The organism is Bradyrhizobium sp. HKCCYLR20261, assembly GCF_051168435.1.
Taxonomy (GTDB): Bacteria; Pseudomonadota; Alphaproteobacteria; order Rhizobiales; family Xanthobacteraceae; genus Bradyrhizobium.
Map to the genome: position 1 here is coordinate 357,588 of NZ_JBNPUZ010000006.1, position 25,961 is coordinate 383,548.

Consider the following 25,961-nt stretch of genomic DNA (forward strand, 5'->3'; position numbering starts at 1 on the left):
CGTCACGGACGTTGAGGCGGGATGCGGTGGGCGTGTCGGGTTCGCAGCGTGATCAGTCATGCGGACGAACGGGCCTGATGCGCCGGCGAAGTCGTATGGTCCTGGCCTCCCGACGCTGAGGTCACGCTGGTGGTGATGATCCGCCGGTCACGGAGGCAAGACAGCCCGGTCCCCGGGGAGAGTACGTATAAGCCGCCCAACCATCGCGCGGGGAATGCCGGGATGTCTCGGCTGAACCTGTGGTTCTCGCCGCCTGCATTTTTTTCCGCAGGCGGGCCATGGGGGCGGCCAGCTCCCGGCATTCCCCGTGCCCTCTTCGAAGGAAAAGGGCATGTCCAAAGCCAAAGCTCGGACGCAGATGCGCCGCGAGGCAGCGGCGGTATGTCCTGTGACGAATGACGAGACGAACCCAAATGTCTCAGCCGCGCATGTTCAGCATCGAGAGTGAGATAGCACCTACAGGCTCTTGCTTGGTACTACCGAGGCCGACGGCGCGCATTTTTGCGCTCCCCTCTCTCCGCGTCGTCATGGCCGGGCTTGTCCCGGCCATCCACGTCGTTCGGCATGCTGAGAAGGACGTGGATGCCCGGGACAAGCCGGGGCATGACGGAGAAACAAATGAGCAGCCCTTCCTGCGGCCCTGGCCCTACGTCGGCGAATGCGGCCATGCGCTCGCCCTGGAGACGACCTTCACGTCGCCGCCGCATCCGCCGGCGGCCGCTGCCGCAGCAGGGCGGCGCAGGCAAGGCCGAGGGCGACCATCAGGGCGCCGGCGATGAACAGCGTCGGCTGCTTGCCGCCATGCACGACGCCGAAGCCGTAGGCGATCGGGCCGACGGTCTGGCCGAGGAAGAAGAAGAACGAGTGCAGCGACATCGCGGTGGCGCGCGCGCCGATCGACAGCTCGCTGGCGAACACCTGGAGGCAGCCATGGATCATGTAGAAGCCCCAGCCCATCATCAGCATGCAGGCGAATTGCAGCTTCCAGGATGGGCCGAACGACAGTGCGGCGAGCTGCACGCCGACCAGCGCGGCGCCGACGATCATCATACCCTTGACGCCGAGCCGCGGCAGGAAGTTCGACACGGTCGCCGTGTAGAACAGGCCGCCGACGGCAAAGCCCGCGATCACGATGCCGGCGATCGACAGCGAGGTCTCGCCGAGGTCGAACAGGAACGAGGCGATGAACGGAAACAGCCCGAACACGCAGCAGCCTTCGACGAACACCGCCGAGTAGCAGAACCGCGTGTTCGGATTCCTGAAGATGATGCCGTAGCCCTTCTTCAAGGTGGCGAGATCGGTGGTGGCGGCGTGCGTCACCTTGGCGCCGCGGAAGCCGGCGGCGACCGCGAAGGAGGCGATCAGCCCGAGCGCGCCGAGGATCGCGAGCACGCCGCGCCAGCCGATGAAATCGCCGATGATGCCGGACGCGGTGGCGCCGAGCAGATTGCCGGCCATCGAGCCCGCGAGCGTGCGGCCGATCGCGACCTGGCGCTTGTCGGGCGCGACGAGGTCGGCGGTCAGTCCCAGCGCCACCGGAAACACGCCGCCGGAGGCGATGCCGGCGAGGATACGGGTGGCGAACAGCAGCGGAAACGAGGTCGCGAGCGCGCCGAGCACGCTGGCGACGCCGAGCAGCGCGAGGCACAAGGTCATCAGCCGCGCCTTGCCGAACAGGTCGGCGGCGGCGCCGATCGCCGGCTGGATCAGCGCGTAGATCAGCGCATAGCCGGCGGCGATGCCGGCCGCGGTGGCGATGCTGATCGAAAAATCCTCGGCGACATGCGGCAGCACCGGATCGAGCGCGCGCGTCGACAGCGCCGCGGAGAAGCCCGCCAAGGCGATGATGTTGACGGCCGGCGGAAACTTGTTGTCTGGCTTGTTATCAGACGGCTTGGCGACGGGCTGGTGCATCAACTGATGGCGTCCGCCGCCTGCCCCTTCGCGAGCTGGTCGAACGCCATCAACGTCCGCAGCAATCCCTCGAACTGCGCGAGCGGCACCATGTTGGGTCCGTCGGAGGGCGCATGATCGGGATCGGGATGAGTCTCGATGAACACGCCGGCGACGCCGACGGCGACCGCGGCCCGCGCCAGCACCGGCACGAATTCGCGCTGGCCGCCCGACGAGGTGCCCTGCCCGCCCGGCTGCTGCACCGAATGCGTCGCATCGAAGATCACCGGCGCGCCGGTCATCTTGGCCATGATCGGCAGCGCGCGCATGTCGGAGACCAGCGTGTTGTAGCCGAACGAGGCGCCGCGCTCGGTCGCGAGCACGTTGGGATTGCCGGCACCGGTGATCTTGGCCACCACATTCGCCATGTCCCAGGGCGCCAGGAACTGGCCCTTTTTGACGTTCACGACCTTGCCGGTCGCGGCCGCCGCGAGCAGCAGGTCGGTCTGCCGGCAAAGGAAGGCCGGGATCTGCAGGATGTCGACGGCTTGCGCCACCTCGGCGCATTGGCTGGCGTCATGCACGTCGGTCAGCACGGGAAGGCCGAGCGAGGACCGGATCTCGGCGAAGATCGGCAGCGACTGTGCGAGGCCGAGTCCACGCGCGGCAGAGCCGCTGGTGCGGTTGGCCTTGTCGAACGAGGTCTTGTAGACGAGGCCGATGTTCAGCCGCGTCGCGATCTCCTTCAGCGCCGAGGCGACCTCCAGCGCATGCCCGCGGCTCTCCAGCTGGCAGGGACCTGCGATCACCGCGAGCGGCAGCTGATTGCCAAACTTGACGGCGCCGACGGTGACGACCGGCGCGGCAGAGATCGAAGCGTTCAAGACATCATTCCTCTCGTGGGCGCGCGACCATGACCCGGCGCAGGCCGCCCAATCAACCCGGCGCATGGGCGCGAATAGCAGGGTTGCGGGGACCGGTCATCCCCGCCCCTGCCCGGCCTCTATTTCAGCGCCGAGAACGCCGTCGGCACCAGGAACTGGCTGGTGATGTTGGCGACGATCTGGCCGTCCTCCTCGCTCTTGGCGCGCGCCGCGATCCACTCCGGATTGGTCATGAACGCGGTCCATTTGGTCTCGCGCTCAGCCAGGGATTCCCAGACGAGGAAATAGGTCAGGTCCTGGTTGGATTCGCCGATCAGGGTGGTGAAGAAGCCGACCGGTCGGATACCGTGCTTCTCCCACAGCTTCAGCGTGGTGTTTTCGAAGCGCTTCAGCAACGCCGGCAGCCGGCCGGGAATGCAGCGATAGATGCGGCTCTCGTAGATCATTGGCGATCCCTCCCTGATTTCGTTTCACATCGAATGATCAGGCGGGTTGTCGCAACAATCCCGGTCCGCGTCAAAGCCGGCCGCTTAGGGCATCTTTCAGGGCATTTTGGGCGGCGGAATTCGGCCGGCGTTCTGCGCGATGTTCGGATCGACGAGATCGATCTTGTCGCCGGGATCGATGCCGAACACGGCCTTGAAATCCGCCGGGCCGAGCACGCGCGCCGCTTCATCGAGCATGTGCTGGTTGCGCGCATTCAGCGCATCGGCACTCGGCTGTCCGGTTCCCGGCCAGGCCCGCGCGGCGAACTGGTGCACGTCGGATCGCAGCCGCAGCAATTCGAGCAGCTTGGGATTGCCGGGCCCGAGAACGCGCTGGGCGTGGGCTTCGAACTCGTCCGCGCCACCCGGGCCAGGGGATGCCGAAACCGTCATGGAGCCTCCTGCCGTCGCCGGCGGCGCAAGCCTCATGCTGCTGCACGCAGCAATCCTGGCGGCCCACGCCGCGTGTTGCAGCCCGTATGTCCCATAGATGAACGTACTCGCTGCATAGCCTCGGGCCAAGTTCACGGTCAGCGGCGAGCCCCCGCCAAGTCCGGTCGCATACAGGACCTGGTTGGCAAGCTGGTGGCAGACGCCGTCGACGCCGTAGACGTAGACGGTCCCGCGCGCCGCAGGCGTCGTCGCCGAATCCGCATTCGCCTGCACCAGGCACTGCGCCAGAGCCAGATCGCCCGCCTGGCTGCCGAGAAAACCGCTTGGATTGATCGGCGTTCCTCCCGTGGGATGAAACGATCCCCAGCAATACCAGTAGAACTCGCCGGCAGCGGCGACCGCCGCGTCGTTTGGATAGACCGTCCGGCGATTGTCGTACGTTGTGACCCAGGTGTGATCGACCGGCGAGCCCGTCGTGAAGGCTGGCACGGCCCAAGCAAACAACGTCGCCGTCGCTGCCGCCATCGTTTCCGCCCCATCGCATGGAGGCGGCAGCATCGCCGCCTCGGGAGCACAACCTTAGCGTTTATTGAGTTCGGAGGCCAGCCTGCGATCTGGCCGTCACACCAGCCGCGACTGCACCACCGCCGCCTGGATGAACGAGGCGAACAGCGGGTGCGGCTCGAACGGGCGCGACTTCAGCTCGGGGTGGAACTGGACGCCGATGAACCAGGGATGGTCCTCGTACTCCACGATCTCGGGCAGCACGCCGTCCGGCGACAGGCCGGAGAACTTCAGGCCGTGCTGCTCGAGCCGGTCCTTGTAGGCGGTGTTGACCTCGTAGCGATGGCGGTGCCGCTCCGAGATCTCGGTCGCGCCGCCATACACCTCGGACACACGGCTGCCGCGCTTGAGCGCTGCAGGGTACGCGCCGAGTCGCATCGTGCCGCCGAGATCGCCGGTCTGCGAGCGCTTCTCCAGCTCATTGCCGCGCAGCCACTCGGTCATCAGGCCGACCAGCGGCTCCCTGGTCGGCCCGAACTCGGTCGAGTTGGCTTCGGTGATGCCGACCAGATTGCGCGCGGCTTCGATCACCGCCATCTGCATGCCGAAGCAGATGCCGAAATACGGCACGTCACGCTCCCGCGCGAACTGCGCCGCGCGGATCTTTCCTTCCGCGCCGCGCTGGCCGAAGCCGCCGGGCACCAGGATGCCATTGACGTGCTCGAGGAACGGCGCGGGGTCCTCGTTCTCGAACACCTCGCTCTCGATCCAGTCAAGCTTGACGCGGACCTTGTTGGCGATGCCGCCATGCGACAGCGCCTCGATCAGCGACTTGTAGGCATCCTTCATGCCCGTGTACTTGCCGACGATCGCAATCGTCACGTCGCCTTCCGGATTGCGGACACGCTCGTTGATCGTGTGCCAGCTGGCGAGCGCCGGCGGAATGCGCGGCTCGATGCCGAACGCCGCCAGCACCTCGTCGTCGAGACCGGCGGCGTGATACGCCTCGGGCACCGCGTAGATGTTGTCGACGTCGCGCGCCTCGATCACAGCGCTCTCACGCACGTTGCAGAACAGGCCGAGCTTGCGCCGCTCCTCCTTCGGGATCTCGCGATCGGTGCGGCACAGCAGGATATCCGGCTGGATGCCGATCGAGCGCAGCTCCTTCACCGAGTGCTGCGTCGGCTTGGTCTTCAGCTCGCCCGCGCTCGGGATGTAGGGCAGCAAGGTGAGATGGATGTAGATCGCGTGATCGCGCGGCAGCTCGTTCTTGAGCTGGCGGATGGCCTCGAAGAACGGCAGGCCCTCGATGTCGCCGACGGTGCCGCCGATCTCGACCAGCACGAAATCGTACTCGTCGTTGCCCGACAGCACGAAATCCTTGATCGCGTTGGTGACGTGCGGGACGACCTGGATGGTCGCGCCGAGATAATCGCCGCGGCGCTCCTTGGTCAGGATGTCCTGATAGATGCGGCCGGTGGTGATGTTGTCGGCCTTGGTCGCGGGCCGCCCGGTGAAGCGTTCGTAATGGCCGAGATCGAGATCGGTCTCGGCGCCGTCGTCCGTCACGAACACTTCGCCATGCTGATACGGCGACATCGTGCCTGGATCGAGGTTGAGATAGGGGTCGAGCTTGCGAAGCCGGACCTTGTAGCCGCGGGCCTGCAGCAGCGCGCCTAACGCGGCTGAAGCCAGACCCTTTCCGAGCGAGGAAACCACGCCGCCGGTGATGAAGATGTACCGCGCCATGGGACCCTACCTTTAATGCCGCGCGCTCGATTCGCCAAAACGAATCGTGGTTGGCCCGCAACGCTGTCGCGGGCCTGTGGGTTACGTCGAAATATGAATGGTCTCAGGAACTTGAGACCGCCTCCTGATGCAGGACGCCAATTGCGTTCCTGCATGGCATCCCCGCGTTATTGCGACTGCGGGGCGGACGGCGCGCTCGGTGCCGCAGGCGCCTGCTGCTCGTCGGCCTTCTTCAACTGGTCGAGCACGCCGCCGCTGCCCGGCGCCACCGGCGTTCCGCCGGACTGCGTCTGGCCGGGCACGGTGCCGAGAATCGAAGTCGGCTTGCGCTCGAGGCCCGCGAGCCAGGTCAGCAACAGGCTGGTGATGAAGAAGCCGACCGCCAGCACCGCCGTCGTGCGCGTCAGCAGGTTCGCGGTGCCGCGGCTCGACATGAAGCCGGCACCGCCGCCCATGCCGAGGCCGCCGCCTTCGGACTTCTGCAACAGCACCGCGCCGATCAGGACGGCGACGATCATGAGGTGGATGACGATCAAGACAGTCTGCATGGTGACCTTCCGTCACAAGCCCTCGCTGGCCCCGACCGGAGGCCGGGATCGCGAGAGCTTCGCGGGCTATTCGGAAATTTGCGCGGTGTTACACGATCAAATCGGGCAACGCCACCCCGCAGATAATCGCAGCCGCGCTTCTCACAAGCGCAGTCACGAGCGGCGTCGCTTCCTCTTGAAAGCTGAACTTCATTCCATTATTAGAGACAAATGGATCAAATAATAGACGACTTCAGCCAACGGCTCGCCCGGCGCCTTCAACTGGAGCGCGACGGCCGAGGCTGGTCGCTGGCCGACCTCGCCGAGCGCTCAGGCGTCTCGAAGGCCACCATCAGCAAGATCGAGCGCGCCGAAGTGAGCCCGACGGCTGTGGTGCTCGTCAAGCTGGCGAGCGCCTTCGAGCTCAGCCTGGCAGGACTGATGCTGCGCGCCGAGGCCCAGCCGGAGCGCGTGTCCAGGGCCGATGAGCAGCCGGTCTGGCGCGACCCGGACACCGGCTACCTCAGGCGGCAGGTGTTCCTGCGTCCAGACCATCCGGTCGAGCTGGTGTCCGTCGAGATGCCCGCTCGCCGCAGCGTGACCCTGCCGGCCTCGTCCTACATCCATATCCGCCAACTGCTCTGGGTGCAGAGCGGACGCCTGACCATCATCGAAGGCGCCGAGCGCCATGAGCTTAGCCCCGGCGACTGCCTCGGCTTCGGCCCGCCGATCGATACCACCTTCGCCAATGAGACCGACGCGCCCTGCACCTATGTCGTGGCGCTTGCCCGGAGTTGAGAATGTCCACGATTCGAATTGCGCCCCTGTCCGATACACCTGCCGTTCGCGCCGGGCTGAACGCGATGCTGATCGAGACCGTGGCGAACGGTGGCTCCGTCAGCTTCATGCACCCGCTCAGCACTAACGACGCCGACGCGTTCTGGCGCGATTCGCTGTCGAGCGCCGCGCGCGGCGAGCGCATCGTGCTGGGCGCCATCGACGGAGATGCGGTGGTGGGGACCGTGACCTTGCAGCTCAAGCTGCCGCCAAACCAGCCGCATCGCGCGGAGATCGCGAAGATGATGACGCGTGTCAGTCACCGCAAACGTGGAATCGCCACCGCGCTGCTGCGCGCCGCCGAAGGCCTTGCCCGTCAGCACGGACGGACGATGCTCGTGCTCGATACCGCCGAAGACGGCGGCGCGTCGGAGCTGTACGAGGGTCTCGGCTTTCAGCTCAGCGGCATCATTCCGGACTACGCCGTGAAGCCGCATGGCGGCCTCACCGGGACGAAGATCTATTGGAAGCGCCTCGGAGAAGCGGCGTGACGCGTGAGTGTTGGCGCGCTGTCTTCAGACGGCCCTTCAACATCCCTTCGCAATTGCGAGAAAATCCGCCGCCTTCAGGCTAGCGCCGCCAACCAGCGCGCCGTTCACATTCGCGACCGCCATCAGCTCGGCGGCATTGGAGGGCTTCACCGAACCGCCGTAGAGGATTCGCATCTTCGCGCCCTCCCCCTTGAAGCGATTGGTCAGCAACTCCCGGATAAAGGCATGAATCTGCTCGACATCCTTTGCTGTCGGCGTCAGCCCGGTGCCGATCGCCCAGACCGGCTCATAGGCCACGACGAGGTTATCGGCCCGCGATCCCTCGGGAAGGCTCAGGTTGAGCTGCCCGCGCAGGATATCCAAGGTCTGGCCGGCATCGCGCTGCTGCTGGGTTTCGCCGACGCAGACGATCGCTACCAGCCCGGCCCGCCAGACCGCCTCGGTCTTCTGGTGCACGACAACATCGCTCTCGCCGTGGTCGGCGCGCCGCTCGGAATGACCGACGATGATGGCGCTCGCGCCGGCATCGGCCAGCATCTCCGCCGACAGATCGCCGGTATGGGCGCCCGACGCCTTGGCGTGGCAATCCTGCGCCCCGACCGCGATCGCCTTGTTGCCATGCGCCTTCTCGGCGAAGGCCGACACCAGGGTCGCCGGCGGACAGACCAGAAGATCGGCCTTCGCGGTCACCTCGGCGGCACCCGCGATCATCGCCTCGAACTCCGTCATCGAGGCCTTCAGGCCGTTCATTTTCCAGTTGCCGGCAATCAGGGGGCGGATGCGGTCGGTCATGGCAGGATTCCAGCAAGCGTTGTGACAGGAGATCGGCTAGCAGAGCCCCTGCAGGAGTACCAGAGCGGGAACGGTGTTCCCACCGCTTCAATCCGCCTCAGGCGCGAGGTTGCGACCGGGCGGCTGCCTCTTTATAAGCCGTTCCAACTCGGTGACGCCCTTCCGCGAACTTCGCTCCAAGGCGCGGCCCCTTCATCCTTTTTCCTGCAGACAGACTGGACCCATGCTTCGAGGATTACGCAAGGCCTCATCAAACTGGCTCGGCAAGACCATCATGGCGGTGGTCATGGGCGTTTTGATCGTCAGCTTCGGCATCTGGGGCATCGCCGACATCTTCAAGGGCTTCGGGCAGTCGACGGCTGCAACCGTGGGACGCACCGAGATCTCGATCAACGAGTTCCGGCAGATCTATACCGACCGCCTGCAGCAGATCGGCCGCCAGATCGGCCGTCCGCTGAGCCAGGAGCAGGCCCGCATGTTCGGGCTCGATCGTTCGGTGCTGCAGCAGACCATCGCGGAGGCCGCGCTCGACGAGCAGGCCCGCCGGCTCGGTCTTGGCCAGTCCGACGCGGAGACGATGCGCGTGATCCTGAGCGACCCCAACTTCAAGGGTCCGAACGGCGCCTTCGACCCGCAGCGCTTCCAGGCGATCATCCGCAATTTCGGCTTCACCGAGCAACGTTATCTGGCCGACCAGCGCCGGCAGTCGCTGCGGCGGCAGATCACCGGCACCATCGCGGCCGGCCTCGAGCCGACCACCACGATGCTCGATGCACTGAGCCGCTTTCAGAACGAGCAGCGCTCGATCGACTATATCAAGCTCGACGCGGCGCAGGCCGGCACCATCGAGACCCCCGCGCCCGAAGTTCTCGCGGCCTATTTCGATGCGCACAAGGCGCAGTTCAAGGCGCCCGAGTATCGCAAACTCTCTTTCGTCGTGGTGACCCCCGAGGAGATCGGCAAGTGGACCACCGTCTCTGACGAAGACGCGCGGAAGCTGTTCGATCAGCGCAAGGGCCTGATGGGCACGCCGGAAAAGCGCCAGGTCCTGCAGATGACCTTCCCGAGCATGGAAGAGGCGCAGGGGGCACGGGCGCGGATTGCGTCGGGCGAAGTCACGTTCGACGAGCTCGCCAAGGAGCGTAACCTGAACCCCGCCGATCTCGATCTCGGATTGGTGACGAAGTCGGCCATCCTCGACCCCGCGGTCGCCGATACCGCGTTCTCGCTGCCGACCGGCGAGGTCAGCCAACCGGTCAAGGGCGCCTTCAACGTGGCGCTGGTGAAGGTGAGTGCGATCCAGCCCGGCCAGGAGCCGGCCTATGAGAGCGTGGCCGCCGACATCAAGAAGGAGATCGCCGCCGACCGCGCCAAGTCGGAGGTCGCCAATCTCCGCGACAAGATGGAGGACGAGCGCGGCGGCGGCGCGAGCGTGGCCGAGGCCGCCAAGAAGATCGGCCTCAATGCCGTGACCGTCGAGGCGGTGGACCGCTCCGGCAAGCAGCCCAACGGCCAGCCCGTCCCGAACATTCCGCTCGGCCTCGATGTCGTCTCGCAGGCCTTCAACAGCGATGTCGGCGTCGACAATGAGCCGATCTCGTTCCGCGGCGGTTATGTCTGGTTCGAGGTGCTCGGCATCACCCCGCCGCGCGATCGCACCCTCGACGAGGTCAAGGATCAGGTCGCCGCGCGTTGGCGCGACGACGAGGTCGCGGCCAAGCTGCGCGCCAAGGCGGCCGAGCTGGTCAAGAAGCTGAACGAGGGCGGCAAGCTCGCGGATGAGGCGACCACGCTCGGCGTGAAGCTGGAGAACGCGACCGCGTTCAAGCGCGATGCGAGCCTGCCCGGCGTCCCCCCTGGGGCGATCACCGCTGCGTTCCGCACGGCGAAGGACGGCGTCGGCCAGACCGAGGCCGATGGCGGAAAGCAATGGATCGTCTTCCGCGTCACCGACATTGTCGATCCCAAGGTCGATCTGGCGTCCGAGGACGTCAAGAAGCTCAAGGATCAGCTGCAGCGCGCGCTCGCCGACGAGCAGGGCACGGCCTATGTCCTCAAGCTCGAGAAGGACATCGGGACCACGATCAACGAGGCGGCCGTGGCCCAGGTGGTCGGCGGCGGCAGCAACCAATAATCGCTCGCCAGGGGTAAGCGCGTGATGGACGATCTCAAGTCGATCATTGGCAAGGTGGCGACAGGCGCTGCTCTGTCCCGCGACGAAGCCGCGTCCGCCTTCGACCGCATGATGTCGGGCGAGGCGACGCCGTCGCAGATGGGCGCGCTGCTGATGGGCTTGCGCGTGCGCGGCGAGACCGTCGACGAGATCACCGGCGCCGTGAGCGTGATGCGGGCGAAGATGCTGCGCGTCGACGCGCCGGCCGGAGCGGTGGACATCGTCGGCACCGGCGGTGACGGCTCCGGTTCGGTCAACGTCTCGACCTGCGCCTCCTTCATCGTCGCCGGCGCCGGCGTGCCGGTCGCCAAGCACGGCAACCGCGCGCTGTCGTCGCGCTCGGGCGCCGCCGACGTGCTCGCCGCGCTCGGCGTCAAGATCGATCTCAAGCCCGACCAGGTCGGGCGTTGCGTCCGCGAGGCCGGCATCGGTTTCATGTTCGCCCCCGCCCATCATCCGGCGATGAAGAATGTCGGCCCGACCCGCGTCGAGCTCGCCACCCGCACGATCTTCAACCTGCTCGGGCCGCTGTCGAACCCCGCCGGCGTCAAGCGCCAGATGGTCGGCGTGTTCTCGCGGCAATGGGTCGAGCCGCTGGCGCAGGTGCTCAAGAATCTCGGCTCGGAAGCCGCCTGGGTCGTGCACGGTTCCGACGGGCTCGACGAGATCACGCTGACCGGTCCGACCTTCGTCGCCGCTCTGGAGAACGGCCAGATCAGAACCTTCGAGATTTCGCCGGAGGAAGCCGGCCTCGGCCTGTGCGGCAGCGACGGTCTGAAGGGCGGCGATGCCGCGGCCAACGCCGTGGCGCTGCAGAGCGTGCTGGATGGCCTGCCGAGCCCCTATCGCGACGTCGCGCTCCTGAATGCTGCCGCTGCCCTGGTGGTCTCGGGCCGCGCCAAGACGCTGAAGGAAGGCGTCGCGATCGGCCGCGATTCGCTCGACAGCGGCGCGGCGGCCGCGCGTCTGAAGCAGCTGATCGACGTTTCCAACGGCTGACCTCTGGAGTCCGGCATGTCCGACATTCTGGCCAAGATCGAAGCCTACAAGCGCGAAGAGATCGCGGCCGCGAAGCGGGCATGCCCGTTGCCGGAACTCGAGGCGCGTGCGCGCAATGCCTCGCCGCCGCGCGGCTTCGTCAACGCGATCCGTGCCAAGCATTCGCACGGCAATTATGCGCTGATCGCCGAGATCAAGAAGGCGTCGCCCTCGAAGGGCCTGATCCGCGCCGATTTCGATCCGCCGGTTCTTGCCAAAGCCTACGAGGCCGGCGGCGCGGCCTGCCTGTCGGTGCTGACCGATACGCCGTCGTTCCAGGGCCATCTCGACTTCATGGTCGCCGCGCGCGCCGCAACCGCCCTGCCCGTGCTGCGCAAGGACTTCATGTTCGACACCTATCAGGTGGTCGAGGCGCGCGCGCATGGCGCCGACTGCATCCTGATCATCATGGCCGCGCTCGATGACGCGGCGGCCGCCGATATCGAGGCGGCGGCGCTGGCCTGCGGCATGGACGTGCTGATCGAGATTCACGACCGCGCCGAGCTCGACCGCGCGCTCAGGCTGCGCTCGCCGATGATCGGCATCAACAACCGCAACCTGCGCACCTTCGAGACCACGCTGGCGACCTCGGAAGCGCTGGCGCCGCTGGTGCCGAAGGAGCGCCTGCTGGTCGGCGAGAGCGGCATCTTCACATGCGCGGATCTTGCGCGTCTGGCACGGGTCGACATCCAGACCTTCCTGGTCGGCGAAAGCCTGATGCGGCAGGCTGACGTGACAGCGGCGACACGTACCCTGCTCGCCCGTGATTCCGCCTCTGCCAGCGCGGCCGAGTAGCCGGCGATGACCGAGAAGCCGTCCCTCACCCATATCGACGCCCGCGGCGAAGCCCGCATGGTCGACGTGTCCGACAAGGCCGCGACGGAACGGACCGCAACGGCCGAGGGGCGCGTCGTGATGAGCCCGGCGACGCTGGAGCTGATCGTCTCGAGCAATGCGAAGAAAGGCGACGTGCTCGGCACGGCCCGCATCGCCGGGATCATGGCGGCGAAGCGGACGTCGGACCTCATTCCGCTGTGCCATCCGCTGGCGCTGTCCAAGGTCACCGTCGACATCACGCCGGATGTTGCCCTGCCCGGCTGCATCGTCACCGCCACCGTGAAGGTGACCGGACCGACCGGCGTGGAGATGGAAGCGCTCACGGCGGTCTCGGTCGCCTGCCTCACGATCTACGACATGATCAAGGCGGCCGAGCGCGGCGTGCGCATCGAAGGCATCCATCTGACCGAGAAGATCGGCGGCAAGTCCGGGCATTATCGCGCCTGACGGTATTTTCAATCTCAATACAACTTCAAATTAATCGTTCGCTAACTCAACTTCCTAACCTCACTTCCATCGCGGGCATGTAGCCATGGTTGTGGGAGGGGCGTCATGCGTTCCATCCCGAAGCGCCGATCGCAAGCGTATTCAGGACGATGACGACCAAGATCGACCCACGGGATGCCCTCGGAACTTCGAACGACCGCGGCGGTCCGATCCGCTGGCTGGTCGGCGGAGGACTTGTGCTCATCGCTGCCATCGCGATCGGCGCGACCATCATGGCCGACAGTTTTCGCGAACGCGCGCTGAACAGCGCGACGCGGGAACTCGAGAACACGGTGCTGCTGCTGGCGCGCCATTTCGACCAGCAGATGGAGGATTTCGCCGCCATCCAGCGCGACCTCGCCAACTACGTCCGGCAGAGCCGCATCGACACCGGCGCCCGCTTCCACGACCAGATGGGAACGGCCGCCGTCAATTCCATGCTGAAGGGCAAGCTGAGCGCGATGTCCTATGTCGGCGGCCTCAACATCTTCGATGCCGACGGCAACCTGATCAATTCGGCAACGGTGTGGCCGGTGCCCGCGATCAACATTTCCGATCGTTCGTTCTTCAAGCGCCTCAAGTCCGACCCGACCGCGCCGCAACTGCTGATCGAACCGATCGTTGGCCGGATCAGCGGGACCTATGTCGCGGTCCTCGCGCTGAAGCTGACCAGCCCGTCCGGCGAATTCCTCGGCATCATCAGCCGCAGTCTCGAACCCATCAATGTCGAGCGCTTCTTCGCCTCCGTCGCGCTCGGACCCGAAGCTGCGATCTCCATGATGCACTTCGACGGCACGCTGCTGGCGCGATACCCGCGGCATGACGGCATGGTCGGCCAGAACTACAAGGATGCCCCCATCTTCCGGCAGATCCTTGCCGGCGAGGGCAACACGACGGGTATCTTCAACAGTCCCGTCGACGGCGAGCACCGCATCGGCGCCTCGCACCGGCTGACGAGCTATCCGCTGATCGTGACCGCGACGACCACCGTGTCCGCCGCGCTGGCCGATTGGCGCGAGCAGATGCGCTTCCTGATCAGCGTCGGCGTCACCTCGGTCCTGCTGATCGCCGGCATGCTCACCGTCGTTGTGCGCCGCCTGATCAGCGATCACGAGGCGTCGAACCGCCGCTTGACGCTGGAAAAGGAGCGGCTGGACAAGGCGGTCAACAACATGACCCAGGGACTGCTGCTGTTCGACGCCTCGGAACGCCTGGTCATCAGCAATCAACGCTACATCGAGATGTACGGCCTGTCCGCCGAGATCGTGAAGCCCGGCTGCACCTTCCGCGAGCTGATCGCGCACCGCAAGGCGTCCGGCTCGCTCGCTGGTGACGAGAGTGAATATGCCGAGGCCGTGCTGCGCGACGTCGGTCGGAACAGCTCTCAGATCATCGAGACCACCGACGGCCGCTGGATCCAGATCGTCAACGAGCCGATCGCCGGCGGCGGCTGGCTCGCCACCCACGAGGACATCACCGAGCGCAAGCGCGCCGAGCAGCAGATCACCCATCTGGCGCATTACGACGCGCTGACGGACCTGCCCAACCGCACGCTGTTCCACGAACGGTTGAAGCAGCACTTGGCCGATCTTGCGAGCGGCCAGCGGCTTGCGCTGCACTACATCGACATCGACGAATTCAAGGGGGTCAACGATTCGCTCGGCCACCTGATCGGCGATGAACTGCTGAAATCGGTCGCGGCGAGTCTCCGGACCTGCGTCGGCGACGCCGGCTTCGTCGCGCGCCTCGGCGGTGACGAGTTCGCCGTCGTCCAGACATCGATGCGCGACCAGCAGGACGTCGAGCGGCTGATCGAGGCCATCCTGGCCGCGATCCGCGTGCCACGCGACTGCCTCGGTCACCAGCTCACCGCAGATGCCTCGATCGGCGTGGCGCTGATCCCGGAGCACGGCACCGATCTCGACCAGATAATGAAGAACGCCGATCTGGCAATGTATGCCGCGAAGGCCGCGGGACGTCATACCTGGCGCTTCTTCGCCCCCGAGATGGACGCCCAGGTCAAGGCGCGCCGCCAGCTCGAGGTCGACCTGCGCCAGGCGATCGCCGACGGCCAGCTCGAAGTCTACTACCAGCCCTGCCTGAGCCTGCAGGACGACCGCATCGTCGGCTGCGAGGCGCTGGTGCGCTGGAAGCATCCGATGCGCGGCAACGTATCGCCCGCCGAATTCATTCCGATCGCCGAGGACACCGGGCTGATCAACGATCTCGGCGAACACGTTCTCCAGGTCGCCTGCAGCGAGGCTGCGAGCTGGCCGGACGACATCCGCCTCGCCGTCAACGTCTCGCCGGTGCAGTTCAAGAGCGGCACGCTGGCGCTGAAGGTCGCCAAGGCGCTCGCCGACTCCGGGCTGTCGCCGCACCGTCTGGAACTGGAGATCACCGAGGCGGTGCTGATCCGTGACGACGACGCGCTCGACACGTTGCATCAACTCCGTGCGCTCGGCGTGCGCATCGCGCTCGACGATTTCGGCACCGGCTATTCGAGCCTGAGCTATCTGCAGCGCATCCCGTTCGACAAGATCAAGATCGACCGCTGCTTCGTCAAGGACATCACCGAGAGCGAGGGCTCGGCGAGCATCGTGCAGGCCGTCGTCAACATCGCCGCCATCCGCAAGATGACGACGACTGCCGAAGGCGTCGAGACCGAGGCGCAGCGCCAGGTGCTGAAACGGCTCGGCTGCTCGGAGATGCAGGGCTATCTGTTCAGCCCTCCGAAGCCCGCGGCCGACGTTCGCCAACTCTTCGCGACGCACCGCGCCGACCCCGATGCTCGTCGGCGATCCCGGTCCGACGCGGCCTGACCGCAGTTCCAAACCGATAAATACCGCTGCAATTTGAGCCTTTTCCGCAAGCCGAATTCAAACCCTATCCGCCGAATCGTACCACCTGCCGCTTGCGGTTCACCTCAGCGCCATGATCTATCGGACACAGGCGGACATACTCCGTGTTCGTCTGTACACGCTGGTCGAAAACCACGACGGGACGGCCGTAACGGCCGCCCCGTCGGGTGTGAAGCATCCGGCGCCACCTGGCCGCGCCGTCCTGATCAGTTCGGCACCGCCGCCTTGGCACGCACATCCGCATTGACGGTCACGCCGCGCAGCACGTTGAAGGCCGCGTGCAGCGCCTTGTCGTCCTTCTCGTCCGGCGGAACGTAGGATTGCGACCCGGTCTGCTCGGTGCCGTCGGCGGCCGAGAGATGGCCGCGCATGCCGGCCTCGCCCTTGAGATCGGTCCTGTCCTTCAGATCATCCGGCACGTCCTGCTTGACCTCGATGTCCGGCGCGATGCCCTGCGCCTGGATCGAGCGGCCCGACGGCGTGTAGTAGCGCGCGGTGGTCAGCGCCAGCGCGCCGTTGCCGGCGCCGAGCGGAATGATGGTCTGCACCGAGCCCTTGCCGAACGAGCGTGTGCCGACCAGCGTCGCGCGCTTATGATCATGCAGCGCGCCGGCCACGATCTCGGACGCCGAAGCCGATCCGCCGTTGATCAGCACCACGAGCGGCTTGCCCTTGGTAAGATCGCCGCCGCGCGCCGTGAAGCGCTGCGTCTCCTCGGGATTGCGGCCGCGCGTGGAGACCACCTCGCCGCGCGGGATGAAGGTGCTGGACACCGACACCGCCTGATCGAGCAGTCCGCCGGGATTGTTGCGGAGATCGACGACGTAGCCCGCGAGCTTCTCCTGCGGGATGTCCTTGGAGATGCTGGCGATGGCCTTGCGAAGACCTTCGGTGGTCTGCTCGTTGAACGAAGTGATGCGGATGTAGCCGATGTCGCCGCCCTCGGTGTGATAGCGCACCGGCCGCACCTTGATGATCTCGCGGTTCAGCACGACGTCGAGCGGAGCATCCTTGCCCTTGCGCATGATGGTGAGCTTGGTCTTGGTGTTGACGCCGCCCTTCATCTTGGCGACCGCCTGTTCGAGCGTCAGCCCCTGCACGTTCTCGCCGTCGATCTTGGCGATGAGATCGCCCGAAAGGATTCCGGCCTTGGAAGCGGGCGTGTCGTCGATCGGAGCGACGACCTTCACGAGGCCATCCTCCATGGTCACCTCGAGACCAAGCCCGCCGAATTCGCCGGAGGTGGTCTCCTGCATGTCGCGCCAGGATTTGTCATTCATGTAGCGCGAATGCGGATCGAGCGACGACACCATGCCGTTGATCGCGCCTTCGATCAGCGCGGGATCGCTCGGCTTCTCGACGTAGTCGGCGCGCACCCGCTCGAACACGGCGCCGAACAAATTGAGCTGCGAATAGGTGTCGCCCATGCCGGCCGCCGCCTTGGCCTTTGCGACGAGCTGCGCGCCATCGGGCCCGGTGACCATCAGGGTCAGACCGATGCCGGTCATCGTGCCCGCCAAGAACAGCCAGTTTTTCCGCATTGTTTGCTTCCCGAGCGTTTGTTGGATGGCCGGCCGATTCACTGGTCCGCACGCATCGCCGGCGCGATTGGTGTTGCGAACTCACACCACATTTTCGGTTTCTTCAAGGCCGATATTGCGCCGCCAACCCGCGACCGCGCCCGCTTGAGCGGAAATGGACGTTTCAGGCCTGAAATCAAGATCGAAACGCAGCCTTCGCCGGATCCGATCAGACCTCTCCGGTCTTCCACGGTGACGGGCCGATCACAGCTCACCAAGTCGTGTTGAGCTGCTGCACCCTGCCCGGCCCGCGGCGAAGCGATCACTCGCCAGTTCGGAATGGCTTGCACTGGGGCTCGCCGATGGGCAATGCTCGCGAAAAGATAACGCAAGATAACAGGTGCTGGGAGGCAGGCATGAATCAACAGACCCCGATCGAGGGTGGATGGCGCAACGTCGAGCTCGGCGCCAGCGACGAGAAGTTCCAGAACCTGCATGAGTTCATCCGCAAGGCGCGCGCGCAGCTCAATCAGAACGCCTGGGACTACATCATCGGCGGCGCCGAGACCGAGACCACGCTGCGCCGGAACCGGATGGCGCTGGACGAGATCGCGTTCCGGCCGCGTGTGCTGCGCGACGTCTCGCGGGTCGACGGCTCGGTCGAGGCGTTCGGACGCAGGCTGCGCCTGCCCGTCGTGATGGCCCCGGTCGGCGCGCTCGAGATCTTCGATCCCGCGGGCGCGGCGAGCGTGGCTCGCGGCGCGGGCCGATTCGGAGCCGCGCACATGCTGAGCTCGGTGTCGGAGCCGGGATTGGAGAAGACGGCCGAGGCCGCGCCCGGCGCGCTGCGCATTTTCCAGCTCTATGTCCGCGGCGACGACGCCTTCGTCGAAGATTACGTGAGCCGCGCCGTCGCCAACCGCTACGCCGCGTTCTGCCTCACCGTGGATACCGCGCATTACAGCCGGCGCGAGCGCGACATTGCCAAGCGCTATGTGCGCGAGAGCCGGCTGCGCGCAACCGGCGGCGATCACCAGAAGGCGCTGAGCTGGCACACGGTCAAGCTGATCAAGGACAAGTTCAAGCTGCCGCTGATCATCAAGGGCATCGCCACCGCCGAGGACGCGCAAATCGCGGTCGATCACGGCGTCGACTGGATCTACGTCTCCAACCATGGCGGCCGCCAGCTCGATCACGGCCGCGGCGCCATGCATGTGCTGCCTGAGGTGGTCGCGGCGGTGAAGGGCCGTGCCAAGATCATGGTCGATGGCGGCTTTTGCCGCGGCACGGATATCGTCAAGGCAATCGCCTCCGGCGCAGATCTCGTTGGAATCGGCCGACTGCAATGCTGGGCGCTCGCCGCTGCCGGCGAGGACGGCATCCTTCGGATGCTCGAATTGCTGGAGGACGAGGTCATCCGCGCGCTCGGCCTGCTCGGCGTCACCTCCTTCGCCGAGTTGAACGGCTCCTATCTGCATCCGGCGACCGCGACCAACATGCCGAGCGTCGTCAGCGCGTTTCCGCTGGTGGACATCGAGCCCTATCGGTATTGAGGAGGCGATCCTTCGCTTCAACCTCAAGCCCGACCGCAGCTTCCCATGCCCTCCTCCGCTCTCCGTCCCGGCGCGGCCGATGCGCTGCTGTTCGATCTCGGCCGCGTCGTCATCGACATCGATTTTTTCGAGGTCACCTCGCGCTGGGCCGCGCATGCCGGCTGTCCCGCCGAGCAGATCGCCGTGCGCTTCGTGCGCGACGAGATCTATCACGGCCATGAGCGCGGCACCGTCTCGGATGCCGCGTTCTTCGCCAATCTGCGCAGCCAGCTCGGCATCGACATCACCGACGAGCAGTTTCTCGACGGCTGGAACGCGATCTTCGTCGGCCCGATGCCGGGCATCGCGCCGCTGCTGGCCCGCGCCGCCGAGAAGCTGGCGCTGTACGCGTTCTCCAACACCAACCAGCCGCACGTCGAACACTTCTCGCCTGTTTATGCCGACCTGCTCGGTCATTTCCGCGAGGTCTTCCTGTCGTCGACGATCGGCCTGCGCAAACCGGACCTTGAGGCCTTCGCGCATGTGGTCGCTGCGATCGGCGTGCCGGCGGAACGCATCGTGTTCTTCGACGATCTCGCGGAGAACGTCGACGGCGCGCGTGCCAGCGGGCTGCAGGCGGTGCTGGTCCGTTCGACGGATGATGTGGCGGCGGCCATGCAGGCGCTGGGGATCTGAGTGCGTTTGACTTGCAGGTTGCCATTGCCTCCCAAGTCTCTCCTCCCAAGTCTCTCCTCCCAAGTCTCTCCGCACGAAACAATCAATAGGTCCTTCGTCATTGCGAGCCACCCGGTCCGCGCGAAGCGCGGCCGGATGACAGGCTCCGCGAAGCAATCCAGAGTCCCGCCCGCCACCCTGGATTGCTTCGCTGCGCTCGCAATGACGGTTTTCAACCAAGCAAATTTGTTCTCGCGGCATGAGATGCCCGAGCTTTGCTGAACTCATCACCCTCCTCCCTCGGAGGGCGCAGGGAATGCCGGGCTGCAGGCCGCAACCCATGGCCCGCCTGCAACAAGAAAAGCAGGCGGCAGTCACCACAGGTTCAGCCGACATCCGGCATTCCCTGCGCGATGGTCTTCACGCTTATACGCGATCTCCCCGGTGCCCGGCTTGTTGGCCACCGTCGCCAGCTGGGATCATCAGGACCCACCGGCTTGGCATCAGCATCGGGATGCCAGGACCACGCGATTTCACGTCCACGTCATGCCGTTCGTCCGCGCGCCATCAAAGCACGCTGCGACACGTCGCGGCCACCGCATCCCGCGCTCCACGTCTCGTGACGATCGCGAAGCGCCCCTCCTGTCGAGCACGGGACCAAATCAGCATAGCAGAGTATTCGGAAATATAGAAGACATTTCTTTGCTCGGCATTTGGGAGCCGGTGCGGCGCACACAGCAGGCCGAGCCAAGCTCCGAATATCCCGGTCGGCAAGGAGCCGTAGCTTGATTGCAATGCAATCAGCGCTTAGTCTCAGACGGAGGTATAAGAGGCGATCATGGCGAGTATCACCATCAGCGATGTGGACGATAGGCTGAGGCTCCGCCTCGAGGTCCGCGCAGCTCGGCACGGCCGATCACTCGAGGAGGAGGCACGCGAAATACTGCAGCAGGCGATCGGCGACGGGGTGCCGGTAGCAAACCTCGGCCAGCGGATTCACGAACGCTTTGCTGCGCTCGGTGGCGTCGAGCTTGAGCTTCCAGAGCGCAAGCCGATGCGCGACCCGTCGGGGCCGACGTGAGGCATTTTTGATCATCATCGATACCAACGTGATTTCCGAAGTTATGAGGCCTGTGCCGGCGTCGGCAGTGTTGGGCTGGTTCGCCGCTCAAGATGCAAGCGAGCTTTATTTGAGCGCGGTAAGTGAGGCTGAGCTGCGGGTCGGAGTAGCCGTCATGCCGAGCGGCAAGCGTCGCGAGGCCCTAATGGCAACAATTGATGCTATGATTGATCAGGACTTCGCCGGTCGAATCTTGCCATTCGACAGTTCCGCGGCAAAGGCTTATGCGGCCATCGCTGCAGTCCGTCGCGCTCTCGGTCGTCCGATCATGGATGCCGATTGCCAGATTGCAGCCATCGCGCAGGTCGCAGGTGCTGCCCTGGCAACGCGAAATGTTGCTGACTTCAACGGATGCGGACTCCGCATCATCAATCCATGGCAGAGTTCAGCAACGAGCGGCTGACTGATTTTGCTCGACCTGACGCGGAACGTAAATTGAACTCAGTCTTGCCAAGGTATAGCGAGCTTGCCAGCGTTTGCGGCAGCGGTCGCCACGGTGGATGAGCCTAGCCTGCGCCGATCGACGTCCGTGAAGGTTTGGTCCAGGCGCGCTCGACGGGAGGTTCAATGAACATCGACATCATCTCCTTGCGCGACCGCCCGGACTTGATCCCCTGCGTGTTCTCGCCCGAGCTCGACGCCGTCTGGCCCGAGTTCATGCGGCAGGATCGGACGGCGATGCTGTATTATGATGAGCCCGCGTTCGCTCATTACGCCGACTGCGCTTTCGCAGCTCTCGCCGGCGACGAGGTTGTCGGGCGCGCCTTCGCGGTGCCCTTCGCCTTCGGCATCGAGGGCCGCGACGAACTGCCCAATGCCGGCTGGGACGAGGTGATCCGATGGGGTCACGAGGACCGCATGCTGGGACGGCAGCAGACGACCATGAGCGCATTGGAGATCGCCCTGCTGCCGAAGGCGCGCGTGCCGGGCAGCTCGCGCGCCATGCTCGATGCGTTCAAGCAATGCGCGCGAGCGAAGGGCTTCTCCGAGCTCTACGCGCCGGTGCGGCCGAACCAGAAGCATTTGCAACCGAAGACGCCGATGCGTGACTATCTCGAACAGCGACGCGCCGATGGCCAGCTCGCCGATTCCTGGCTGCGCACGCACCTCGCCATCGGCGGCGAGATCGTCAAGATTGCGCCTTGCTCGATGACCATTGTCGGCACGCTTGCAGAGTGGTCACAATGGACGGGCGTGCCATTCGATCATTCAGGCGAGGTCGAGATCCCCGGCGCGCTGGTGCCCGTGCTCACATCGGTCGAGCAAGATTACGCCGTCTACGTCGAACCCAACGTGTGGATCAGGCATCCGGTGTGATATGAACTCACTTCGTCGAATTATTTCCGGCCGTGCAAAACTCGCGACGTTGGTTGCCGGCCGAGGCGAGCCCGTCGTCTTCCTGCATGCAGCGGTGTTCGACCACACCATGTGGCTTGCGCAGATCGACGACATCGCAGCCACCCACACGGCGATCTCCTACGATCGCCGCGGCTTCGGAGAGACGGTGGCAGAGATCGAAGACCATTCACCGGTTGCCGACTTGCTCGCGGTGATCGATGCGCTCGCGCCGGGCCGGCAGGCGACGCTTGTCGCCTGTTCGCAAGGCGGAAAGATCGCGCTCGACTTCGCGCTGGCGCAGCCGTCGCGGACACGTGCCCTCGTTCTGATCGCGCCATCGATCAGCGGAGCGCCAGAGCCGGTCTACCCACCGGCCATCACGGCGCTGCTGCGCGATGTCGCCGCAGCAGAGGCGGCACGCGATTGGGACCGCGTCAGCATGCTCAAGGCGCATCTCTGGCTCGACGGTCCGCTCGCACCTGATGGGCGCGTATCGGGCGAGTTGCGCGACATGTTTCTGCAGAAGAACGCCGCCGCGCTGCGCGCAGCGCCGGTGGGCGCAAGTCTCGACGTGACACCTGCCTTCCCGCGCCTCGGCGAGATCACCGCGCCGGCGCTCGTGATCTGGGGCGACCTCGACTTTCCTCATATCCAGGAGCGAAGCCGATTGCTTGCTGCGACGATGCCGAACGCGGCCGGTCACGGGATCACCGGTGTTGCGCATCTGCCGAGCCTCGAACAGCCCGCGGAGGTCACCGGACTGATCACGAGGTTTCTCGCCACATTGTAAGAGCGCCCCGCGCGAGGCTGCTCCCCAAGGCACCGGTCGGATTGGCCCCTTGGCCCCGCCCTGCGCGTTCGGTTAGAACGCGACTCCCTCGACTCGTCCGCTTCCTTCCAAAGGAACTCTGATGGCCTTGATGCCGGTGTCCGATGCGTTGTCCGCGGTGCTTGCCGGCGCCGAGCCGCTGCCTGAGGAGATGGTCGGGCTGGACGAGGCATTCCACCGCATCCTGGCGCGCGACCTGGCAGCACTGCGGACGCAGCCGCCGGAGGCGATGTCGGCGATGGACGGTTACGCGCTGCGGGCGGCCGATGCCGACAGGCCGGGCGCCAAGCTCAAGGTGATCGGCGAGGTCGCGGCCGGGCGGCCGTTCGATCGCGTGGTCGGCGCTGGCGAGGCGGCGCGCATCTTCACCGGCGGCGTCGTGCCGGAGGGCGCCGATGCGGTCGTCATCCAGGAGGATACGACCGCGGAGGGCGGCCATGTGGTCGTCAATGAGGCCGCCATCAAGGGCCGGCACATCCGCCCCGCTGGCGTCGACTTCCACCAGGGCATGGTGCTGCTGAAGGCCGGACGCCGGCTCAGCGACCGCGACCTGTCGCTGGCGGCCAGCATGAATCATCCGGCGCTGCCGGTGCGGCGGCGGCCCAAGGTGGCGCTGCTCGCGACCGGCGACGAACTGGTGATGCCGGGCTCCGAGCCCGGTCCCGGCCAGATCGTCTACTCCAACGGCTATGCGCTGCGGGCGCTGGTGCGTAGCGAGGGTGCCGAGCCGATTGATCTCGGCATCGCCGTCGACACGATGGAGGCCACCGTGGCCGGCATCCGCCGGGCACGCGAGTCCGGCGCAGATATCTTGATCACCACCGGCGGCGCCTCGGTCGGCGACCATGATCTGGTCAAGCAAGCCCTCGAGGCCGAAGGCGTCGAGATGGCGTTCTGGAAGATCGCGATGCGGCCGGGCAAGCCGATGATGCACGGCCGGCTCGGCGGCATGAGGGTGATCGGCCTGCCGGGCAACCCGGTGTCGTCCTATGTCTGCGCCATCCTGTTCCTGGTGCCGCTGATTCGTGCCCTGCTCGGGCGCGAGGAGGTCGCGCCGCCGCGCGAGACCGCCCTGCTCGGCCGCGAACTCGGGCCGAACGACTCACGCGAGGACTATCTGCGCGCGCAGTTGGAAGAGCGCCCCGACGGCACGCTGATCGCCACGCCGGTGAACCAGCAGGATTCGTCTCTGCTCGGGAATCTCGCGCTTTCGCAGGCGCTGGTGATCCGTCCGGCCTTCGCGCCGAAGGCTCCCGCAGGCAGCCCTTGCGAGATCCTGCGCCTGCCCAGGTGAGGCGTCGGTGGGTGGGCTTCCTCCGGTAAAGCTCGGTCCATTCATCATATTTTTAGGATTGCAGAACACACATCGAACAGATAGTGTCCGTTCATGATTTGTTTTTAGTATGTTGCGGGTGACGTGAATGACGGTCGTCCAGTCTGGCTCTGGGACGCAAGAGCTCTTGAGAACTTCGGACGACAACCAACCGGGGACCAGGTCGAGATGCTGACGCGCAAACAGTACGAACTTCTGCGGTTCATCAACGAACGGCTCAAGGAAGCCGGCGTGCCGCCGTCCTTCGACGAGATGAAGGATGCGCTCGACCTGCGCTCCAAGTCCGGCATCCATCGGCTGATTACAGCTCTCGAAGAGCGCGGCTTCATCCGCCGGCTGCCCAATCGCGCCCGCGCGATCGAGGTGATCAAGCTGCCCGAGCTCTCGCAGGCCGCCAACAACCGGCGCGGCGGCTTCACGCCGTCGGTGATCGAGGGCAATCTCGGCAAGGTTCGCACATCGACACCGGCGCTCGACGATGGTGAGCGTCCCGTCGCGGTGCCGGTGATGGGCCGGATTGCCGCGGGTACGCCGATCGAGGCGCTGCAGACGCGCAGCCACACCATCAGCGTGCCGGCCGACATGCTTGGCAATGGCGAACACTACGCGCTCGAAGTCCGCGGCGATTCGATGGTCGACGCCGGCATCCTCGACGGCGACATGGCGCTGATCCAGCGCAACGAGTCCGCCGACACCGGCGACATCGTCGTGGCGCTGATCGACGACGAGGAAGCGACGTTGAAGCGCTTCCGCCGCCGCGGCGCGTCGATCGCCCTGGAGCCGGCCAACACGGCGTATGAGGTGCGCATCCTGCCGCCCAACCGGGTGAAGATCCAGGGCAAGCTGGTCGGGCTGTACCGGAAGTACTGAGTCCCGGCGTCTGCGAGGCCGCCGGATCTGCCCAGCAGATCGGCGGTGTGAGCCGCCCGGACTCGCGGCCGCCTATTTATGAGTCAGTTGAGAATGCACATCATGATGTGCAGCGCGGCACACTCAAACGCTTGTGATCGGCAGCGCCCGCGCGCACTGCAGATCAGCGCAGAATTGCCGCGAAGCGCGCGCTAACATCGCTCCCGATGTCCACTCTGATAGAGGCCTGCGCCTGTCCGGGGGGAGCGTGGGTCAGCTATCTCTGAACGAGGAGCGATCCGATGTGTGACTACAGCCTCCATGCCGTTGCCTCCCGTCCCGCCAAAGTCGGCGAGACGCTGATCTCGACGACGTTCCGCGGCACCGCGACCCGCGGCTTCGCCTTGGAAAGCGAGCCGACCGTCGCGGTCTGCATGCTGCCCGGCACCGAGCTCGCCTTTGCCGAGGACGTTCGCTACGACAGCCGCTGGCTGTGGACCCGCACGATCCGCGAGCGCGTCGCCAAGTTCAACACCATCGAGAAGCACATTCCCGACCGCCATCACGACGCGATCGAGTTCGCGGATGGACGCCATGTGCTGGTGACTCAGCTCTGCGAGGGCCAGCGCGTCACCGTGCTGCAATTGCCGGTCAGCAAGCAGCCGGGCGAACGACGCGAGATCGCGGAGGAGGCGCCGGCGCAGCAGCCGACGCCAATCCGCCGCATCAGCATCACCTGAGCCACGCGCAACATTCGATGGGCTGAGCGTCAGCTCATTGTCATGCGGATCGCACGCTGACGCCGCAATCGTCGA

General features: G+C 65.8%; 24 protein-coding genes. 16 read left to right on the plus strand and 8 right to left on the minus strand.

Features of this window, described 5'->3' with window-relative positions:
• Positions 1–690: 690 nt before the first annotated feature.
• The 6 genes from ACQR1L_RS17055 to secG all read right to left on the minus strand — a co-directional run bounded on the left by ACQR1L_RS17055 (position 691) and on the right by secG (position 6,456).
• Positions 691–1,914: an MFS transporter gene (locus ACQR1L_RS17055; protein ID WP_434859090.1), complete on the minus strand. Its 1,224-nt coding sequence runs from the start codon at positions 1,912–1,914 to the stop codon at positions 691–693.
• Positions 1,914–2,777 (minus strand): 3-deoxy-8-phosphooctulonate synthase, encoded by an 864-nt coding sequence (gene kdsA, locus ACQR1L_RS17060; protein WP_434859091.1) that lies wholly within the window; start codon positions 2,775–2,777, stop codon positions 1,914–1,916. Before kdsA ends, ACQR1L_RS17055 begins: the two co-directional genes overlap by 1 nt.
• Positions 2,778–2,896: 119 nt before the next feature.
• On the minus strand, positions 2,897–3,223 hold the full coding sequence (locus ACQR1L_RS17065) for an NIPSNAP family protein (protein ID WP_434859092.1): 327 nt from the start codon (positions 3,221–3,223) through the stop codon (positions 2,897–2,899).
• 96 nt (positions 3,224–3,319) lie between these two features.
• A complete protein-coding gene (locus ACQR1L_RS17070; RefSeq protein ID WP_434859093.1) occupies positions 3,320–4,180 on the minus strand; it encodes a hypothetical protein in 861 nt (286 codons plus the stop codon).
• Between the two features lie 96 nt (positions 4,181–4,276).
• Positions 4,277–5,908 carry a CTP synthase gene (locus tag ACQR1L_RS17075; protein ID WP_434859094.1) on the minus strand — a complete coding sequence of 544 codons (1,632 nt, stop codon included), beginning with the start codon at positions 5,906–5,908 and terminating at the stop codon, positions 4,277–4,279.
• 167 nt (positions 5,909–6,075) lie between these two features.
• Complete coding sequence (gene secG, locus ACQR1L_RS17080) at positions 6,076–6,456, minus strand: preprotein translocase subunit SecG (RefSeq protein WP_434859095.1); 381 nt, start codon at positions 6,454–6,456, stop codon at positions 6,076–6,078.
• 210 nt (positions 6,457–6,666) lie between these two features.
• Between secG and ACQR1L_RS17085 the strand changes: the two genes are divergently transcribed.
• Together ACQR1L_RS17085 and ACQR1L_RS17090 are read left to right on the plus strand one after the other, a co-directional pair.
• A complete protein-coding gene (locus tag ACQR1L_RS17085) occupies positions 6,667–7,233 on the plus strand; it encodes a helix-turn-helix domain-containing protein (RefSeq protein ID WP_434859096.1) in 567 nt (188 codons plus the stop codon).
• A gap of 2 nt (positions 7,234–7,235) precedes the next feature.
• On the plus strand, positions 7,236–7,763 hold the full coding sequence (locus ACQR1L_RS17090) for a GNAT family N-acetyltransferase (protein ID WP_434859097.1): 528 nt from the start codon (positions 7,236–7,238) through the stop codon (positions 7,761–7,763).
• A 36-nt stretch (positions 7,764–7,799) separates the two neighbouring features.
• Here ACQR1L_RS17090 and tpiA read toward each other — a convergent pair whose 3' ends face one another.
• Positions 7,800–8,555 (minus strand): triose-phosphate isomerase, encoded by a 756-nt coding sequence (tpiA, locus tag ACQR1L_RS17095; protein ID WP_434859098.1) that lies wholly within the window; start codon positions 8,553–8,555, stop codon positions 7,800–7,802.
• A gap of 223 nt (positions 8,556–8,778) precedes the next feature.
• Here tpiA and ACQR1L_RS17100 point away from each other — a divergent pair, with 223 nt between their 5' ends.
• The 5 genes from ACQR1L_RS17100 to ACQR1L_RS17120 all read left to right on the plus strand — a co-directional run bounded on the left by ACQR1L_RS17100 (position 8,779) and on the right by ACQR1L_RS17120 (position 15,911).
• A complete protein-coding gene (locus ACQR1L_RS17100) occupies positions 8,779–10,689 on the plus strand; it encodes a SurA N-terminal domain-containing protein (RefSeq protein ID WP_434859099.1) in 1,911 nt (636 codons plus the stop codon).
• Between the two features lie 24 nt (positions 10,690–10,713).
• Positions 10,714–11,727, plus strand: coding sequence for an anthranilate phosphoribosyltransferase (gene trpD / locus ACQR1L_RS17105; protein ID WP_434859252.1), 1,014 nt, complete (start codon positions 10,714–10,716; stop codon positions 11,725–11,727).
• Between the two features lie 15 nt (positions 11,728–11,742).
• A complete protein-coding gene (gene trpC, locus ACQR1L_RS17110) occupies positions 11,743–12,561 on the plus strand; it encodes an indole-3-glycerol phosphate synthase TrpC (protein WP_434859100.1) in 819 nt (272 codons plus the stop codon).
• A gap of 6 nt (positions 12,562–12,567) precedes the next feature.
• A complete protein-coding gene (gene moaC / locus ACQR1L_RS17115) occupies positions 12,568–13,050 on the plus strand; it encodes a cyclic pyranopterin monophosphate synthase MoaC (protein ID WP_434859101.1) in 483 nt (160 codons plus the stop codon).
• Positions 13,051–13,199: 149 nt separating this feature from the next.
• Positions 13,200–15,911, plus strand: a complete 2,712-nt coding sequence (locus tag ACQR1L_RS17120; RefSeq protein WP_434859102.1) for a bifunctional diguanylate cyclase/phosphodiesterase — start codon at positions 13,200–13,202, stop codon at positions 15,909–15,911.
• A 245-nt stretch (positions 15,912–16,156) separates the two neighbouring features.
• On the opposite strand, the gene ACQR1L_RS17125 is transcribed toward ACQR1L_RS17120, so the two are convergent.
• Positions 16,157–17,491 carry a S41 family peptidase gene (locus tag ACQR1L_RS17125; protein WP_434859103.1) on the minus strand — a complete coding sequence of 445 codons (1,335 nt, stop codon included), beginning with the start codon at positions 17,489–17,491 and terminating at the stop codon, positions 16,157–16,159.
• Positions 17,492–17,886: 395 nt separating this feature from the next.
• Between ACQR1L_RS17125 and ACQR1L_RS17130 the strand changes: the two genes are divergently transcribed.
• From ACQR1L_RS17130 to ACQR1L_RS17170, 9 genes are all read left to right on the plus strand, one after another.
• On the plus strand, positions 17,887–19,023 hold the full coding sequence (locus ACQR1L_RS17130) for an alpha-hydroxy acid oxidase (protein ID WP_434859104.1): 1,137 nt from the start codon (positions 17,887–17,889) through the stop codon (positions 19,021–19,023).
• 45 nt (positions 19,024–19,068) lie between these two features.
• Positions 19,069–19,698, plus strand: a complete 630-nt coding sequence (locus ACQR1L_RS17135) for an HAD family hydrolase (RefSeq protein WP_434859105.1) — start codon at positions 19,069–19,071, stop codon at positions 19,696–19,698.
• Between the two features lie 817 nt (positions 19,699–20,515).
• The gene (locus ACQR1L_RS17140; protein ID WP_434859106.1) at positions 20,516–20,758 is read left to right on the plus strand and encodes a FitA-like ribbon-helix-helix domain-containing protein; all 243 of its coding nucleotides are present in this window, start codon (positions 20,516–20,518) and stop codon (positions 20,756–20,758) included.
• A gap of 7 nt (positions 20,759–20,765) precedes the next feature.
• A complete protein-coding gene (locus ACQR1L_RS17145; RefSeq protein WP_434859107.1) occupies positions 20,766–21,200 on the plus strand; it encodes a type II toxin-antitoxin system VapC family toxin in 435 nt (144 codons plus the stop codon).
• Positions 21,201–21,454: 254 nt separating this feature from the next.
• The gene (locus tag ACQR1L_RS17150) at positions 21,455–22,114 is read left to right on the plus strand and encodes a hypothetical protein (protein ID WP_434859253.1); all 660 of its coding nucleotides are present in this window, start codon (positions 21,455–21,457) and stop codon (positions 22,112–22,114) included.
• A 1-nt stretch (position 22,115) separates the two neighbouring features.
• Positions 22,116–22,925 (plus strand): alpha/beta fold hydrolase, encoded by an 810-nt coding sequence (locus tag ACQR1L_RS17155; RefSeq protein ID WP_434859108.1) that lies wholly within the window; start codon positions 22,116–22,118, stop codon positions 22,923–22,925.
• Between the two features lie 121 nt (positions 22,926–23,046).
• A complete protein-coding gene (locus ACQR1L_RS17160; protein ID WP_434859109.1) occupies positions 23,047–24,258 on the plus strand; it encodes a molybdopterin molybdotransferase MoeA in 1,212 nt (403 codons plus the stop codon).
• Positions 24,259–24,465: 207 nt separating this feature from the next.
• On the plus strand, positions 24,466–25,167 hold the full coding sequence (gene lexA, locus ACQR1L_RS17165; protein WP_434859110.1) for a transcriptional repressor LexA: 702 nt from the start codon (positions 24,466–24,468) through the stop codon (positions 25,165–25,167).
• A 281-nt stretch (positions 25,168–25,448) separates the two neighbouring features.
• Positions 25,449–25,886: a hypothetical protein gene (locus ACQR1L_RS17170; protein ID WP_434859111.1), complete on the plus strand. Its 438-nt coding sequence runs from the start codon at positions 25,449–25,451 to the stop codon at positions 25,884–25,886.
• Positions 25,887–25,961 lie beyond the last annotated feature (75 nt).

Coding starts and splice junctions, on each gene's coding strand:
- ACQR1L_RS17055 (WP_434859090.1), bottom strand. CDS start 1,914: ATGCACCAGCCCGTCGCCAAGCCGTCTGATAACAAGCCAGACAACAAG.
- ACQR1L_RS17065 (WP_434859092.1), bottom strand. CDS start 3,223: ATGATCTACGAGAGCCGCATCTATCGCTGCATTCCCGGCCGGCTGCCG.
- ACQR1L_RS17070 (WP_434859093.1), bottom strand. CDS start 4,180: ATGGCGGCAGCGACGGCGACGTTGTTTGCTTGGGCCGTGCCAGCCTTC.
- ACQR1L_RS17075 (WP_434859094.1), bottom strand. CDS start 5,908: ATGGCGCGGTACATCTTCATCACCGGCGGCGTGGTTTCCTCGCTCGGA.
- secG (WP_434859095.1), bottom strand. CDS start 6,456: ATGCAGACTGTCTTGATCGTCATCCACCTCATGATCGTCGCCGTCCTG.
- ACQR1L_RS17085 (WP_434859096.1), top strand. CDS start 6,667: ATGGATCAAATAATAGACGACTTCAGCCAACGGCTCGCCCGGCGCCTT.
- ACQR1L_RS17090 (WP_434859097.1), top strand. CDS start 7,236: ATGTCCACGATTCGAATTGCGCCCCTGTCCGATACACCTGCCGTTCGC.
- tpiA (WP_434859098.1), bottom strand. CDS start 8,555: ATGACCGACCGCATCCGCCCCCTGATTGCCGGCAACTGGAAAATGAAC.
- ACQR1L_RS17100 (WP_434859099.1), top strand. CDS start 8,779: ATGCTTCGAGGATTACGCAAGGCCTCATCAAACTGGCTCGGCAAGACC.
- trpD (WP_434859252.1), top strand. CDS start 10,714: ATGGACGATCTCAAGTCGATCATTGGCAAGGTGGCGACAGGCGCTGCT.
- trpC (WP_434859100.1), top strand. CDS start 11,743: ATGTCCGACATTCTGGCCAAGATCGAAGCCTACAAGCGCGAAGAGATC.
- moaC (WP_434859101.1), top strand. CDS start 12,568: ATGACCGAGAAGCCGTCCCTCACCCATATCGACGCCCGCGGCGAAGCC.
- ACQR1L_RS17120 (WP_434859102.1), top strand. CDS start 13,200: ATGACGACCAAGATCGACCCACGGGATGCCCTCGGAACTTCGAACGAC.
- ACQR1L_RS17125 (WP_434859103.1), bottom strand. CDS start 17,491: ATGCGGAAAAACTGGCTGTTCTTGGCGGGCACGATGACCGGCATCGGT.
- ACQR1L_RS17130 (WP_434859104.1), top strand. CDS start 17,887: ATGAATCAACAGACCCCGATCGAGGGTGGATGGCGCAACGTCGAGCTC.
- ACQR1L_RS17135 (WP_434859105.1), top strand. CDS start 19,069: ATGCCCTCCTCCGCTCTCCGTCCCGGCGCGGCCGATGCGCTGCTGTTC.
- ACQR1L_RS17140 (WP_434859106.1), top strand. CDS start 20,516: ATGGCGAGTATCACCATCAGCGATGTGGACGATAGGCTGAGGCTCCGC.
- ACQR1L_RS17150 (WP_434859253.1), top strand. CDS start 21,455: ATGCGGCAGGATCGGACGGCGATGCTGTATTATGATGAGCCCGCGTTC.
- ACQR1L_RS17155 (WP_434859108.1), top strand. CDS start 22,116: ATGAACTCACTTCGTCGAATTATTTCCGGCCGTGCAAAACTCGCGACG.
- ACQR1L_RS17160 (WP_434859109.1), top strand. CDS start 23,047: ATGGCCTTGATGCCGGTGTCCGATGCGTTGTCCGCGGTGCTTGCCGGC.
- lexA (WP_434859110.1), top strand. CDS start 24,466: ATGCTGACGCGCAAACAGTACGAACTTCTGCGGTTCATCAACGAACGG.
- ACQR1L_RS17170 (WP_434859111.1), top strand. CDS start 25,449: ATGTGTGACTACAGCCTCCATGCCGTTGCCTCCCGTCCCGCCAAAGTC.